Below are 14,448 nucleotides of genomic sequence, written 5' to 3' on the forward strand. Positions count from 1 at the left end.
TCGTGGGCCTTACCTGGCCTTTGGGTACTGTGTTCGTGGGCCTTACCCGGCCTTTGGGTGCTGCGTTCGTGGGCCTTACCCGGCCTGTGGGTGCTGCGTTCGTAGGCCGGGTAAGCGCAGCGCCACCCGGCGACAGCAACCTCAGTTCTGCAATACCGATGACACCAGCAGCTGGGTATACGGGTGATGAGGATCGTCCAGCACCCGGTCGGTTAAGCCACTTTCCACCACCTGACCCTGTTTCATGACCAGCAGACGGTTAGCCAGCAGGCGCGCCACCCCCAGGTCATGGGTGACAATTACCACGGCCAGGTTCAGCTCTACCACCAGGCCACGCAGCAGATCGAGCAGACGCGCCTGCACCGATACATCCAGACCGCCGGTCGGCTCGTCCATAAATACCAGCTTCGGCTGGGTCACAAGGTTGCGGGCGATTTGCAAACGCTGCTGCATTCCGCCGGAAAAAGTGGTGGGCAGATCGTCAATACGCGACGGTGGAATTTCGACATCGTTCAGCCACTGTTCGGCGGTCGCGCGAATATTTCCGTAGTGGCGTGCGCCGGTGGCCATCAGGCGCTCACCGATGTTGCCGCCCGCCGACACCTGACGGCGCAGACCATCCATCGGATGCTGATGTACCACGCCCCATTCGGTGCGCAGCAGACGGCGGCGATCCGCTTCGCTCATCGCATACAGCGAGCGGTTTTCATACCGCACTTCACCTTCCTGCGGCGCCAGGCGCGCCGAGAGGGCTTTCAGCAGGGTGGTTTTCCCCGATCCGGACTCACCCACGATGCCCAGCACTTCACCGGGCCACAGTTCAAAAGAGACGTCGCTGAAGCCTTTGCCCGGCGCATAAAGATGGGTCAAATGATTGACCGCGAGTAACGGATGGCTCATTTGTTCAGCGCCTCGCTCTGTTGACGGCAATAGTCGGTATCGGAGCAGACAAACATCCGTTTACCGCTGTCATCGAGTACCACTTCATCAAGGTAGCTGTGGCGAGACCCGCAAATGGCGCAGGGTTCATCCCACTCCTGGACGGTAAAGGGGTGGTCGTCGAAATCGAGACTTTCCACCGGGGTAAACGGCGGCACGGCGTAAATGCGCTTTTCCCGTCCGGCGCCGAACAGCTGTAGCGCGGGCATCATGTGCATTTTCGGGTTGTCGAATTTAGGAATGGGCGACGGGTCCATCACATAGCGGCCGTTCACTTTTACCGGGTAGGCATAGGTGGTGGCGATATGACCGAAGCGGGCAATGTCTTCATACAGTTTCACCTGCATCACGCCGTACTCTTCCAGCGCATGCATGGTGCGGGTTTCGGTCTCGCGCGGCTCAATAAAGCGCAGCGGCTCCGGGATCGGCACCTGGAAGATGAGGATCTGATCTTCGCTGAGCGGCGTTTCCGGGATCCGGTGACGGGTCTGGATCAGCGTGGCATCGCAGGTCGCCTCGGTGGTCGCGACGCCGGTGACGCGCTTAAAAAACTGCCGTATCGACACCGCATTGGTAGTGTCATCGGCACCCTGGTCAATCACCTTCAGCACATCATGCTCACCGATGATACTGGCGGTCAGCTGAATACCGCCGGTTCCCCAGCCGTAGGGCATCGGCATCTCGCGGCCGCCGAACGGTACCTGGTAGCCGGGAATCGCCACCGCTTTGAGAATTGCCCGGCGGATCATGCGCTTGGTCTGCTCATCAAGATAAGCAAAGTTGTAGCCAGTGAGTGGGTTAGCCACGTTCGTTCTCCCGTTGCAGGCGTTTCAGCAGCGCCAGTTCGGCCTGGAAATCGACATAGTGGGGCAGCTTGAGATGCGAGACGAAACCGGCCGCCTCGACGTTATCGGCGTGGGCGAGGACAAACTCTTCATCCTGCGCCGGCCCGGCTATCTCCTCGCCGTAGTCCGGCGCCTGGAGCGCACGGTCTACCAGCGCCATCGCCATCGCTTTGCGCTCGCTCATGCCGAATACCAGGCCGTAGCCGCGCGTAAAGTGCGGCGGTTCGCTTTCCGGCGCCACGAAACCGTTGACCATCTCGCATTCAGTCATCAGCAGTTCGCCGATATTGACCGCAAAACCCAGCTCTTCGGGGACGATCTCAATGGCGACGTAGCCGCTGCGAATCTCGCCGGCAAAAGGGTGGTTGCGGCCATAGCCGCGCTGCGTGGAGTAGGCCAGCGCCAGCAGATAGCCTTCATCGCTGCGCACCAGCTGTTGCAGGCGTGACGAGCGTGAACAGGGATAGACCGGCGGATTGCGGGTGATGTCGTCGGGCCGGGCGTGGGACTCCTGTTCCGCTTTCGCCAGCCCCTGCTGTACCAGCAGATTGAAAACGTGCGGTGTGGCTTCCGGCGGCCGTTCGGCGGTATTCAGCGTCGGCGTTTCGCCGTTGGCCAGCAGAGTGAAATCAAGCAGGCGGTGGGTGTAATCGTAGGTCGGGCCGAGCATCTGGCCGCCGGGAATATCCTTATACACCGCCGAAATACGGCGCTCCAGGCGCATGCTGGCGGTATCGACAGGTTCGCTCACCGCCAGCCGCTGCAGGGTGGTGCGGTAGGCGCGCAGTAGAAAAATGGCTTCGACGTTGTCGCCGCTGGCCTGTTTGAGCGCCAGCGCCGCCAGTTCACGATCGGCGATGCCGCCTTCGGTCATCACCCGATCGACCGCCAGGTGTAGCTGTTGGGTAATCTGTTCAATGCTCAGTTCGGGAAGCCGTCCATCGCCTCGTCGTTTATGTTCCTGTAAGGCGTGAGCGGCTTCGATCGCCCGCTCTCCGCCTTTGACGGCAACGTACATCAGCAAACCTCCACGTGGGTGGTGCGCGGGATAGCCAGCAGGCGCTCGCCGCAGGTGAGAATCAGGTCAATACCCAGCGGGAACGGGTGCGGGCGTTCGGTCAGCTCATCAATGATGCAGTCCGGCAGCTGCGGGGCGATCATGCGCTCTTCGGCGATACCGGCCCCGGTCAGGCGCAGCATGCGCCCGCCGCTGAGGCTGGCGAGCTGGACAATCAGCGTGACGCCGGTTTCCGGCGCGGCGACGGTACCGGCGGACAGGACGTTAAGCTGTTCGCTGCTGATACGTTCATCGGTGACGGCGAAGACCGCCTGCTGCGGCAGTTCCACCAGCGGTGCGCCGGTATGAAAACGTAAGTTCTGGCCGACGAGATCGTTATGCAGCGCCGATGAGAGCCAGACCGGCGTTTCGTGGTCCGCCAGGGTCAGCAGCAGGCTGGTGGAGGCGATATTCAACGGCTGCCAGCCGTGCTGGAGCTGCTGCAGTGCGACAATGACGCCCGGCTCGCTCATGGCTTTGAGCAGGCGACGAAAACTGTGCTGGGCATCCTGCACCGGTAGGGTAAAAGCGGTTTGTAAGGTCATGCGTTATCTCCGCGAACCAGAGTAAAGAAGTCCACCCGGCTGGCGTTGACTTCGGCGCGTCGGGCTTCAATGCGTGCGCTTCGTTGTGCTTCCAGCGGGGTAATCAGGGCTTCCATTAAGGTGTGAAAATGGTGGGGCGATTGCATCAGCGCGTCGATGGTTGCGCAGCGTTCTGCGTGCGGCCGATCGCGGCCCAGTATCCAGCTGTAGCCGAGGGTGCCGTCGGTCAGGCGAATGGCGGCGCGGGTCAACGTCGCGTCTCCGGCGAAGAAACGATCGCCAATCCCGCCCATCCGCGCCTGGATCTGTACCAGGCCGGTTTCCGGCGCGCGAATCAGTTCATAGTCCGGCGCCAGCTGCAGGGTCTGCATCCGTGCCAGCAGCTCCTCGGGGTCACTGTGGGCCAGCACGGACATCCAGCGCTGGCGGGTTGCGGTATCAAAGTGCATTCAGTGCTCCATGGTGAATTCAATCATGTCCGCCCGGGTCAGGCTGACGGAGTACTCCGTAGCCTGCGGTTCGCCCGCGCGGTGGTTCAGGGTTCTCACGCACAGCAGCGGCGCCATGTTGGGGATCCCAAGAATATTGCTCTCTTTGGCCTGGGCGCGACGGGCGCTGATTTTGGTGCGTGCGCGGGTCAGTTCGACATCCAGCCGTTGGCGCAGGAAATCGTGCAGTGACCCCTGGGTGAAGGTTTGCAGCGTCGGCCAGAAGCGCAGGTCGGTGAAGTAGTGGTCTATCAGGCACAGCGCGACGCCGTTGACGCGGCGCAGGGTCCGGAGATGAATGACGTTGTCGCCTTCCTCAATGCCAAAGGCTTCGGCGACGTGGCTGCTGGCCGGGCGCAGTACCGACAGCAGCTTTTCGCTGGTCGGGTGGCTGCCCTGATCGAGCAGATTCTGGCTGAAGCGCGCCTGGGCATTGAGCGGATAGTCGATTGGGCGCATCAGCACCAGCACGCCAACCCCCTGACGGCGTTGGACCCAGCCGCGTTCAACCAGCTGATCGATCGCCCGGCGCAGGGTATGGCGGTTGACTTCAAAGCGCGTGGCCAGCTGTTGTTCAGCCGGAAGGTAGTCGCCGCAGCGATAGTGATGGCGTAGTTCCTGCTCAAGTCTGGCGGCAATTTCCTGATACCGGGTCGGATAACTGGTCGGATGTCTGGATAAGTACATGTCAGTCAAGCCTCACTAAGCAGAAGAAGGGATTTCCCTCTGAGAGTGGCCCGATCCTGACGCGTTTTTGTTACATTCCGGTTAACACACAATGACCGGAGGATGAAGAGTTGGTGCCAGCTGAGTGACAGGGCGGGAGAACCCGCCCGAAGGGGGAAGTGTTAAGCTTGTTTGACGACGTTCACCATCCACGGGACGCCAAAGCGGTCGATGGTTTTGCCAAAGCCGTGGGCCCAGAAGGTTTCCTGCCAGTCCATCTCGATGTTCCCGCCGTCGGCGAGGCTATCGAACCAGCGCTTGCCCTCGGCCAGGTCCTGCGTATCGAGTACCAGCGTAAAGCCGGCGTAGCGATCGCTCTCGCCGCCCGGGCTGTCGCCGAGCATGAGCTCGCTGCCCGCGACGCGCAGACTGGCGTGAGCAATACAGTCGGCGGATAAATGCTGGCCGGAAGGGCAGCCATCCTGGGCATCCTGGGCATTCTGCGGCATTTCGCCGTAGGTGATTTGGTGGACAAGTTCGGCGCCCAGCGTTTGTCGATAGAACGCTATCGCCGCTGCGCAGTTGCCGCTAAAGGTGATGTAAGGACTTAAGGGCATAACCATTACCTCAGGTAACGAAGACCCATTAAGTGTAGAAGGTGATGAGTCATCCAGACCAGGCGGTAGAGCCGGGTCTGGATGCTGCGGCACGCGGGAAATAATCAGGCGGCGCGGCGGAAATATATCCGTTCATTTATCCCGGCGGCCGTTTCAGGCGCGGGAAAATAAATCTCCGCTGCTGAGGAAATAGAATTAGTTCTTTTTGACGAACTCAGATTTCAACTTCATCGGACCAAAACCATCAATTTTACAGTCGATGTTATGATCGCCTTCCACCAGTCGGATATTCTTCACTTTGGTGCCGATTTTCAGCATTGAAGAGCTGCCTTTTACCTTCAGATCTTTAATGACGGTCACGCTGTCGCCATCGGCGAGTAAATTGCCGTTAGCATCTTTTACCACCAGGGCGTCATTATCGTCAGCGGGCTCGGCATTGTTCCATTCATGGGCGCATTCCGGGCAGATAAACATGCCATTATCTTCATAGGTGTACTCAGACTGGCATTTCGGGCAGTGTGGGAGTTGCATGACGTTCCTCGTGATTACAGGGTAAAACAGGACGTTGGTCCATTAAATGGTGGCTGATAGCCGAAAGTGTAAGTGATTATAGCGCAATCCCGCACTTTTGTCGGGCCTTTTTTATGAGTTACCGCCGGGAAGAAAATGAATATATCACGTGAAGAGCGACGGGGTTATTTCCATCAAAACCGCCAGATATTTCCGGAAATGTATTGCTAAGTTCCAATATTCATTGAACTTATTGGTTTTAGCCGACTCTGTTTAAGGGTAGGTAAATTTTTGTGAAGTTGATCCCAAATTTAAACGCTGTTAGGGTAAAAAGGCGAGATCGCAAATTCACTACACTTATTTAGCGGCACCGCATATTCATTATGGCCAGAGCAGGCGTCAACAGGTTCGGTTGTACGGACTGTCAGCAGACAGTGCAGGCAAACCTGCTACGCTTGAAATGTGGAGCACAGCAATTCGCCGCTCCCAACGCATGACGCGAATGACTTTGTCATTCGGCGGAGATTCGTGCGCTCAAGGCGAGAGCAAAAGAGGATAATTATGCTTAAAAGGAAAAAAGTAAAACCCATCACGCTTCGGGATGTGACCATCATTGATGATAGCAAACTGAAGAAAGCGATTACCGCAGCATCGCTGGGTAATGCGATGGAGTGGTTCGATTTTGGTGTGTATGGTTTTGTGGCGTATGCCTTAGGTAAAGTCTTCTTCCCCGATGCCGATCCCAGCGTGCAGATGATTGCCGCGTTAGGGACCTTCTCCGTTCCGTTCTTAATCCGTCCGCTAGGCGGCCTGTTCTTCGGCATGCTGGGCGATAAATATGGTCGGCAAAAGATACTGGCCATCACGATTGTCATCATGTCGATCAGTACCTTCTGTATCGGTCTGATTCCGTCTTACGCCTCGATTGGTATCTGGGCGCCGATTCTGCTGCTGCTGTGTAAAATGGCGCAGGGCTTCTCGGTGGGCGGCGAGTATACCGGTGCATCCATCTTTGTCGCTGAATACTCTCCCGACCGCAAGCGCGGCTTTATGGGCAGCTGGCTGGACTTTGGTTCGATAGCCGGCTTTGTCCTGGGCGCCGGCGTGGTGGTGCTTATTTCTAGCGTGGTGGGTGAAGAGAACTTCCTCAGCTGGGGATGGCGTTTACCGTTCTTCCTGGCTCTGCCGTTAGGGCTGATTGGTCTCTATCTTCGTCATGCGCTGGAAGAGACTCCGGCGTTCCAGCAGCACGTTGATACCCTTGAGCAGGGCGATCGCGAAGGGCTGCAGGAAGGGCCGAAGGTATCGTTCAGAGAGATTGCGACCAAACACTGGCGCAGCCTGCTGACCTGTATCGGTCTGGTGATTTCTACCAACGTGACCTACTACATGCTGCTCACCTACATGCCGAGCTACCTGTCGCATAACCTGCACTACTCGGAAGATCACGGGGTGCTGATTATTATTGCGATCATGGTTGGTATGCTGTTCGTCCAGCCGATTATCGGCATGCTCAGCGACCGCTTCGGCCGTCGTCCGTTTATTCTGATCGGTAGCGTGGCGCTGTTTACCCTGTCGATTCCGGCCTTTATCATGATTAACAGCAACATTATTGGCCTGATTTTCGCGGGTCTGCTGCTGCTGGCGGTGGTGCTCAACTGCTTCATCGGGGTGATGGCGTCCTCCCTGCCGGCGATGTTCCCGACCCATATTCGTTTTAGCGCCCTGGCCAGCGCCTTTAATATTTCGGTGCTGATTGCCGGTCTGACGCCGACTCTGGCGGCCTGGCTGGTGGAAACCTCGCAGAACCTGATGATGCCGGCTTACTATCTGATGGTGATTGCGGTTATCGGGCTGATGACCGGTCTGACGATGAAAGAGACGGCAAACCGCCCGCTGAAAGGGGCGACGCCTGCGGCTTCGGATATCCAGGAAGCGAAAGAAATTCTCGGCGAGCACTACGATAACATCGAACACAAAATCGAAGATCTCGATCAGGAGATTGCCGATTTGCAGGAAAAACGCTCCCGACTGGTGCAGCAGCACCCGCGTATTAACGAATAATCGGTTCTTGCGTTAAATCATGCCGCCGTGGGCTTCCCCGGCGGCAGGCCCTGCCGGCGCTGCTGGCTGAGCTTACGATACTGCTGCGGCGGCATACCAACGTACTTGCTAAAGGTACTGTAGAAGCGGCTACTGGAGCGAAAACCGGCGGTCAGGGCAATGTCGAGGATCGTCTTATCGGTGTCGCTGAGCAGGGCGCGCACGTGGTTGATGCGCATCGCGGTAATGTACTGCTTCATGGTTTGCTGCATCACCCGCTGGAAAATGCCCATGGCATAGTTGGGGTTCAGTTTGACATGCTCGGCGACAGCATCGACGGTCAGCGCCCGATCGTAGTGGGCGGCGATAAATTCAAGCATCTGGCTGACGTAAAACTGCGCATGCCGTGAGACGCTGTGTTTGTGGGTGCGTGAGGTTTTATTCACCAGGATCGGCTGCCAGCCGGAAAGGCTAAAGCGCTTAAGCATCAGCGCGATTTCATCGATCGCCAGCTGGCGAATCTGTTCGTTGTCGTGGTTGAGCTCCTGCTGCCAGCGCTGGACTTCAAAGACGCTGAGCTGCTGGGCGGAGAGCGATTTAATCACCATCCCGTGGGTAACGTTATTGATCAGTTCGCGATCCAGCGGCCAGGATAAAAACAGATGCATCGGCAGATTAAAGATAGCCATTTGCCGGCAATTGCCGGGGCGAGTCAGCTGGTGCGGCGTACAGGCCCAGAACAGGCTGATATAGCCCTGTTTAATGAGCACCGTTTCATTGTTAATCAGATACTCCACATCGCCGTCGAACGGCACGTTGACCTCCACCTGGCCGTGCCAGTGGCTGGTGGCCATCGCGTGGGGCGGGCGCAGCTCAATATCCATCCGCTGATATTCGGAATAGAGCGCCAGCGGGCTGCGGGGCTGTTTCTCATCGCTGCTGCTCATATGCGGGTCGTGGCGTGAAGGCGGGCGGTTTGGTTCCATGACGGCGTGGGTTCCTGAATCATCACACGTGCTGGTTTTTTGCACCGGTATGCCGTTATCTTAGCGGAATAAACGGCCCGTTTTCTCTACTTTTTCGCCGATTCGTTCCCATAAACTCAGATTTCGTGTTATCCCGCCGTCGATCTGAGTTTCCGGGAAGGCTCTGTCGGGAAGAGGGCAGCGGGAGGCGGCGCGGACATGCCACTCTGCAGGGGTTCAATGACCTGATGGAGAGAGCACTATGTCTGCCCCAAAAATTACGTTTATCGGCGCTGGCTCAACGGTTTTCGTCAAAAATATTCTCGGTGACGTTTTTCAGCGCCCGGCGTTGAAATCGGCGCACGTTGCGCTGATGGATATCGATGCGACCCGCCTGGAAGAGTCGCATATTGTGGTGCGTAAGCTGATGGATTCCGTCGGCGCCGACGGTGAAATTAGCTGCCATCGCGAGCAGAGAACTGCGCTGAAGGATGCGGATTTTGTGGTGGTGGCTTTTCAGATTGGCGGCTATCAGCCCTGTACCGTCACCGATTTTGAAGTCTGTAAGCTGCATGGCCTGGAACAAACCATTGCCGATACGCTCGGCCCGGGCGGAATCATGCGCGCATTACGCACCATTCCGCACCTGTGGCGCATTTGCGAGGACATGATGGAGGTGTGCCCGCAGGCGACCATGCTGAACTATGTTAATCCGATGGCGATGAATACCTGGGCGATGTATGCGCGCTATCCGCATATTAAACAGGTTGGGTTGTGCCATTCGGTGCAGGGAACGGCGGAAGAGCTGGCGCACGATCTCGATCTCGACCCGGCGGATTTACGCTATCGCTGCGCGGGCATCAACCATATGGCGTTCTATCTGTCGCTGGAGAAAAAACGCGCAGACGGCAGCTACGTCAACATTTATCCGGATATGCTGCAGGCCTTTGCCGAGGGACGGGCGCCGAAGCATCGGGAGAACTCGCGCTGCCAGAATATTGTTCGCTATGAGATGTTCAAAAAGCTGGGTTACTTCGTGACGGAGTCGTCAGAGCACTTCGCGGAATATACGCCGTGGTTTATCAAGCCGGGGCGCGAAGATCTGATTGAACGCTATCAGGTGCCGCTGGATGAATATCCCAAACGCTGCGTGGAGCAGGTGGCCAACTGGCACAAAGAGCTGGAACAGTATAAAACCCGCGAGCGGATTGAGATTAAACCCTCCCGCGAGTATGCCAGCACTATTATGAACGCCATCTGGACCGGTGAGCCGAGCGTCGTGTACGGTAACGTGCGCAACGAAGGGCTCATCGACAACCTGCCGCAAGGGTGCTGCGTGGAAGTGGCCTGTCTGGTGGATGCGAACGGTATTCAGCCCACCAAAGTCGGGAAGCTGCCTGCGCACCTGGCGGCGCTGATGCAGACCAACATTAACGTCCAGACTCTGCTGACCGAGGCCATTCTTACCGAGAACCGGGACTACATCTATTATGCCACGATGATGGATCCGCATACGTCCGCGGCGCTGGGCATCGAAGAGATTTATGCGCTGGTGGACGATTTGATTGCCAGCCATGGCGACTGGCTACCGGAGTGGGTACATCGTTAGTCGGTTCTGTATGCGGCAGGGTGCTGCATTTCAGCCGGGCAGCGGCTAGCGCCTTGCCCGGCCGACAGGCTCTATGTCATCAAAGAATGTCGCGTCTTGTATCGACCTTGCCGGCCCGCGCAGGCGGGCCATGGCAGAAGAGCCTGCTGTGCTACAGGCTTAACTGTGCGCCAGAAAGCGGGCGAGCTGCTGCTGCAGCAGCCGGTTTTCGCGGGTCAGCCGCGCATTCTCATCCAGCAGCGTTAATGCCACCGCGATACCCGGCCAGTCCAGCTCCAGCTCCCGACGCAGACGCATCGCACGGTGGACAATCATTACCGCGCTATCATCGAACAACCAGACCTCCGTCTGCGGCTGACGTGGCTCAATCACGCCCAGGCCGACGATCTCCCGCAGATCTTCTTCAGAAACGCCGGTATGCAGACAAAACTCCGTTATCGTAAAAGTCACTGCCATTTTAGCCATTATGCTTTCCCCCATGCTTGACGCGGCTCGAAGCCGGCCTCTGCATCGGCCAGCTGTTGCCAGAGCGCGCTGGCTTTCTCATTCGGTTTGGGCGGCATGACGATTTTAATCACGGCATATAAATCGCCGGTGGCCGTTTTGCTGGCCAGCCCTTTCCCTTTAATTCGTAAACGCTGTCCCGCCTGGCTACCCGGCGGGATGGTCAGCAGGATGCTCTCTTTGAGCGTCGGGATGGTCACTTTGGCGCCAAGCGCCGCTTCCCACGGTGCGAGCGGCAGAACGATTTCCAGGTTATGGCCCACAATATCGAACAGCGGATGCGGAGCGATGTGGATAACCAGCCACAGGTCGCCATTCGGCCCGCCGTTTTCTCCCGGCGTTCCCTGGCCTTTCAGGCGAATACGCTGCCCGTCGCTGACGCCGGCGGGGATTTTCACATTCAGGGTCTTCGGCGTTTCGCTTTCGACCATTCCGAAGACGTTATAGACCGGCAGTTTGTAGCTGATGGTGCGCGTCTGCTCGGCCAGCGTCTCCTCAAGGAACACCGCGACTTCAATTTCTAAATCATGGCCGCGTGCGGCATGCTGGCGGCGGGACTGGTGCGCCTGCTGGCCAAACATCGACGAGAAGATGTCGTCAAAATCCTGCTGGCTGTAGCTTTGTTCACGGGAGTGCTGTTGACGGCCAAATTGCGGGTCGTTGCGGTGCTGCCAGAGCTGGTCATACTCTGCGCGGCGCTGTTCATCTTTCAGGACTTCCCAGGCTTCGGCGAGATCTTTAAATTGCGCTTCGGCATCAGTTTCTTTGCTGACATCGGGGTGATATTTACGAGCCAGGCGGCGGTAGGCGGTCTTAATTGTTTTTAGATCGTCTGTTGGCTTAACCCCTAGAATGGCATAATAATCCTTTAATTCCATGGCGTTATCTCATTTGACTTACTGCAGTGGTCACGACTTTCAGTCATAAGCTTAGGGCAAATGAGTGCAGGTGGGGAAGGAATCTGGCGGAAACTTGACGCCGTCGGGATTGACGGCGTCTGTCAGCGGCGGGCGTTCAGCTGGCCGGGCGTGCCCGGCCGTTGCGACGAAGTCCTTCCAGCAGCACCAGCGCCGCGCCGAGAGCGCCGGCGATAAGCGGTAGCGCATCGGGTGCCTGGGGAAACAGGCGTACGATGGTGGGGTCCGTAACCCACATCGAGCCGGCTATCCAGCCGATAAGGGCACCTCCCAGCAGGATAACAACCGGGAAGCGGTTAAGGATAGCCAGCACCAGTTTACTGCCTGCCACGATAATCGGAATGCTGATCAATACGCCCAGCGCGACCAGCAGCAGGTGACCTTTCCCGGCGGCGGCGACCGCCAGCACGTTATCCATCGACATAATAACATCGGCCACCGTGATGGTGACGGCGGTCCGCCACAGGCTGCCTGAGCTGCCGATCTCTTCATCTTCATCCTGATGGGCAACCAGCTTGATACCGATCCACAGCAGCAGGAGCGCCCCGACAATTTTTAGCCACGGCAGAGAGAGCAGGTAGACGGCAATGGCCAGCAGCAGAACGCGGGCCAGAATGGCGCCGAAGGTGCCAATAACAATCGCTTTTGTACGCTGTTCGGGCGGCAGCTTGCGGCACGCCATGGCGATCACCACCGCATTATCGCCGCCCAGCAGCAGATCGATTGCGATGATTTGTAGCAAAATAACAACAACATCCCACTGATTAAATAGCGCGTTCATGCCTGACTCATATCATTTTAAAAAATGTATCCCCAAGGGAAAAACCGCAGCAAGCGTACCTCTGTTCTGGCGCATTGACCACCGCCCGGAAAAAGAGCGCGGGAGTTGCCCGTGCGCGATATTGAAAAATATAGTTACGAATCAATGCATCGTGTCGGGATGATTCACCGCAAAAGGATGGTACTTTGTTTTGTCAGATCCACCTGCCGTTTACTCATCGCAAGGATTATCCTCATGGCTGGTATGAAAAAAATATTGACTGGCGCGTTGCTGGGCACCACGCTTCTTCCGGCTTTGGCCATTGCCGCGCCGGCGCCCGCAGCAACCTTTACCCCGGAGCAGGAAGCCCGCATTGGCAAGATTGCCGCGGATTACTTAGTCGCGCATCCGGAGGTGCTGCTGCAGGCGAGCCAGAAGCTTCAGCAGATTCAGCAGGAACAGCAGGCGAGCGCGGCAACTCAGGCCGTGATTAAAAACCAGGCTGCGCTGACCCAGGATAAAAATACCCCGACCTACGGACCGGCGAATGGCAAGGTAACCGTGATCGAATTCTTTGATTATCAGTGCATTTACTGTAGCCGTCTGGCACCGGTGATGGAGCAGGTGATTAAAGAAAATCCGCAGACCCGGTTTGCATTTAAAGAGTGGCCTATTTTCGGCAGCCGTTGGGAAAGCTCGCTGACGGCGGCGAAGACCGGCCTGCAAATTTACCAGCAGAAGGGCGCAGAAGCTTACCTGACCTACCATAACGGGATTTATGCCACCGGGCATAACGAAGGGAAGCTGACGGCCGCGGATGTACAGCAGCAGGCGAAGAAGGTGAATTTCGACGCGAAGAAAGCGCCGGATGTTGAAGCTGTCCTCGAGAGCACCAACCAGCTGGCGCAGGAGATTGGCTTAAGCGGAACGCCGGGCGTGATCGTGATGCCGACCACCGGCGCGACCGAAGCCACGATCACCGTCTTCCCGGGACTGGCTGATAAAGATTCGCTGGATGCGGCGATTAAGAAGGCCGGCGGTAACTGAGGATTCAGAGCCGCAAGAGCCCACCTGGCGGTGAGTTCTTCACATCACGCTTTCGCTGTAAGGCGTCACGAAGAGTCCGTATTGCAGAAAGCAAAAAACCAGCCCTCAGGCTGGTTTCTTTAAATAAGTGGTGCCCGGACCCGGACTAGCGCCGCAGGCGTTGAACAGCGCGCTTGTCGCGCTGGCCCCGAAGGGGTGAGCGGCATGCCGCGAATAATCGAACCAAGGACACGGGGATTTTCAAAGTCCGTGTCAGATTTAGAGAGAAAATGTTAGAGATTTAAGCGTTGAAGCATCCCCTGATGAGCTGGAAATTTTCAGTTTTTCATCTGGGTTTTCAACATTGTCGAGAACTCAAAATCAAAACTAGCTTCGTTACTGATAGCATTCGACATGAAATCCTGACAAGACAGAATTTCGATATATTCCTTTCGAGGACTTTTTCTCTGAGAAAATGAAGGTCCTTGGAAAATAATTGGGTGAGCTGGCTCGCATTGAAGGTGAAATGGCGATTCACATCAAGGACCATTTCAGTGAGTTATCTGATCTACTGAGTGCAGTTAAAGGTGTTGGGGCTGCGACTGTTGCTGTATTGCTGGCTGAAGTTCCTGAGCCTGGTTCGCTCTCTCGACGTGAAATTAGCGCTCTTATTGGGGTTGCTCCAGTAAACAGGGATTCCGGCACGATGCGCGGTCGCTGAACAGTATTCGGAGGGCGAGCTTCCGTCCGTACAGCTCTCTGTATGTCAGCTCTGGTTGGGACGAGGCACAACCCGGTAATAAAAGAGTTCTATACACGCCTGGTTGCCGCAGGAAAGCCCAAAAAAGTTGCACTGACGGCCTGCATCAGAAAATTGCTGACCATCCTGAACGCAATGCTGAAAAAGAATGAAGCATGGGATCCGATGTATCACCAGCATGCTTCGTAGTCGCGCTC

Annotated in this window: 15 protein-coding genes and 1 pseudogene; 4 read left to right on the forward strand and 12 right to left on the reverse strand. The window is 57.0% G+C overall.

Translation table 11 applies throughout. The features are described 5' to 3' along the window. Positions 1-141: 141 nt before the first annotated feature. From phnK to ROR01S_RS10415, 8 genes are all read right to left on the reverse strand, one after another. On the reverse strand, positions 142-900 hold the full coding sequence (phnK, locus tag ROR01S_RS10380) for a phosphonate C-P lyase system protein PhnK (protein ID WP_004856583.1): 759 nt from the start codon (positions 898-900) through the stop codon (positions 142-144). Further along, entirely contained in the window at positions 897-1,745 is an 849-nt protein-coding gene (locus ROR01S_RS10385; protein WP_004856584.1) for an alpha-D-ribose 1-methylphosphonate 5-phosphate C-P-lyase PhnJ, read from the reverse strand. Before ROR01S_RS10385 ends, phnK begins: the two co-directional genes overlap by 4 nt. Then, the gene (locus ROR01S_RS10390; protein WP_064357654.1) at positions 1,738-2,802 is read right to left on the reverse strand and encodes a carbon-phosphorus lyase complex subunit; all 1,065 of its coding nucleotides are present in this window, start codon (positions 2,800-2,802) and stop codon (positions 1,738-1,740) included. Before ROR01S_RS10390 ends, ROR01S_RS10385 begins: the two co-directional genes overlap by 8 nt. Further along, positions 2,802-3,386 carry a phosphonate C-P lyase system protein PhnH gene (gene phnH, locus ROR01S_RS10395; protein ID WP_004856589.1) on the reverse strand — a complete coding sequence of 195 codons (585 nt, stop codon included), beginning with the start codon at positions 3,384-3,386 and terminating at the stop codon, positions 2,802-2,804. The genes ROR01S_RS10390 and phnH overlap by 1 nt, the downstream gene beginning before the upstream one ends. Then, positions 3,383-3,835, reverse strand: a complete 453-nt coding sequence (gene phnG, locus ROR01S_RS10400; protein WP_064359443.1) for a phosphonate C-P lyase system protein PhnG — start codon at positions 3,833-3,835, stop codon at positions 3,383-3,385. Before phnG ends, phnH begins: the two co-directional genes overlap by 4 nt. Next, complete coding sequence (gene phnF / locus ROR01S_RS10405; RefSeq protein WP_032718558.1) at positions 3,836-4,561, reverse strand: phosphonate metabolism transcriptional regulator PhnF; 726 nt, start codon at positions 4,559-4,561, stop codon at positions 3,836-3,838. 161 nt (positions 4,562-4,722) lie between these two features. Continuing rightward, complete coding sequence (gene yjdN, locus ROR01S_RS10410) at positions 4,723-5,157, reverse strand: VOC family metalloprotein YjdN (protein ID WP_004856595.1); 435 nt, start codon at positions 5,155-5,157, stop codon at positions 4,723-4,725. A 195-nt stretch (positions 5,158-5,352) separates the two neighbouring features. Next, positions 5,353-5,688, reverse strand: a complete 336-nt coding sequence (locus ROR01S_RS10415) for a zinc ribbon domain-containing protein YjdM (protein WP_004856597.1) — start codon at positions 5,686-5,688, stop codon at positions 5,353-5,355. 540 nt (positions 5,689-6,228) lie between these two features. Between ROR01S_RS10415 and proP the strand changes: the two genes are divergently transcribed. After that, positions 6,229-7,731, forward strand: a complete 1,503-nt coding sequence (gene proP / locus ROR01S_RS10420; RefSeq protein WP_004856599.1) for a glycine betaine/L-proline transporter ProP — start codon at positions 6,229-6,231, stop codon at positions 7,729-7,731. Positions 7,732-7,748: 17 nt separating this feature from the next. Here the strand turns inward: proP and melR are convergent, their stop codons facing one another. Next, positions 7,749-8,696 carry a transcriptional regulator MelR gene (gene melR, locus ROR01S_RS10425; RefSeq protein WP_064359444.1) on the reverse strand — a complete coding sequence of 316 codons (948 nt, stop codon included), beginning with the start codon at positions 8,694-8,696 and terminating at the stop codon, positions 7,749-7,751. A gap of 241 nt (positions 8,697-8,937) precedes the next feature. Between melR and ROR01S_RS10430 the strand changes: the two genes are divergently transcribed. Next, complete coding sequence (locus tag ROR01S_RS10430) at positions 8,938-10,284, forward strand: alpha-glucosidase/alpha-galactosidase (protein ID WP_064359445.1); 1,347 nt, start codon at positions 8,938-8,940, stop codon at positions 10,282-10,284. A 159-nt stretch (positions 10,285-10,443) separates the two neighbouring features. On the opposite strand, the gene cbpM is transcribed toward ROR01S_RS10430, so the two are convergent. The 3 genes from cbpM to ROR01S_RS10445 form a co-directional block, all read right to left on the reverse strand. Beyond that, a complete protein-coding gene (cbpM, locus tag ROR01S_RS10435; RefSeq protein WP_004856606.1) occupies positions 10,444-10,749 on the reverse strand; it encodes a chaperone modulator CbpM in 306 nt (101 codons plus the stop codon). After that, positions 10,749-11,666 (reverse strand): curved DNA-binding protein, encoded by a 918-nt coding sequence (cbpA, locus tag ROR01S_RS10440; protein WP_004856609.1) that lies wholly within the window; start codon positions 11,664-11,666, stop codon positions 10,749-10,751. The genes cbpM and cbpA overlap by 1 nt, the downstream gene beginning before the upstream one ends. A gap of 136 nt (positions 11,667-11,802) precedes the next feature. Further along, complete coding sequence (locus ROR01S_RS10445; RefSeq protein WP_004856611.1) at positions 11,803-12,486, reverse strand: TerC family protein; 684 nt, start codon at positions 12,484-12,486, stop codon at positions 11,803-11,805. A 234-nt stretch (positions 12,487-12,720) separates the two neighbouring features. On the opposite strand from ROR01S_RS10445, the gene ROR01S_RS10450 reads away from it, so the two are divergent. Next, positions 12,721-13,512, forward strand: a complete 792-nt coding sequence (locus ROR01S_RS10450) for a DsbA family protein (protein WP_064359446.1) — start codon at positions 12,721-12,723, stop codon at positions 13,510-13,512. 481 nt (positions 13,513-13,993) lie between these two features. Beyond that, positions 13,994-14,440 (forward strand): annotated as a pseudogene (locus ROR01S_RS26050) (transposase); the annotation flags it as partial. Positions 14,441-14,448 lie beyond the last annotated feature (8 nt).

The sequence above is a fragment of the Klebsiella ornithinolytica NBRC 105727 = ATCC 31898 genome (genome assembly GCF_001598295.1).
In the GTDB taxonomy this organism is placed as follows: domain Bacteria; phylum Pseudomonadota; class Gammaproteobacteria; order Enterobacterales; family Enterobacteriaceae; genus Klebsiella; species Klebsiella ornithinolytica.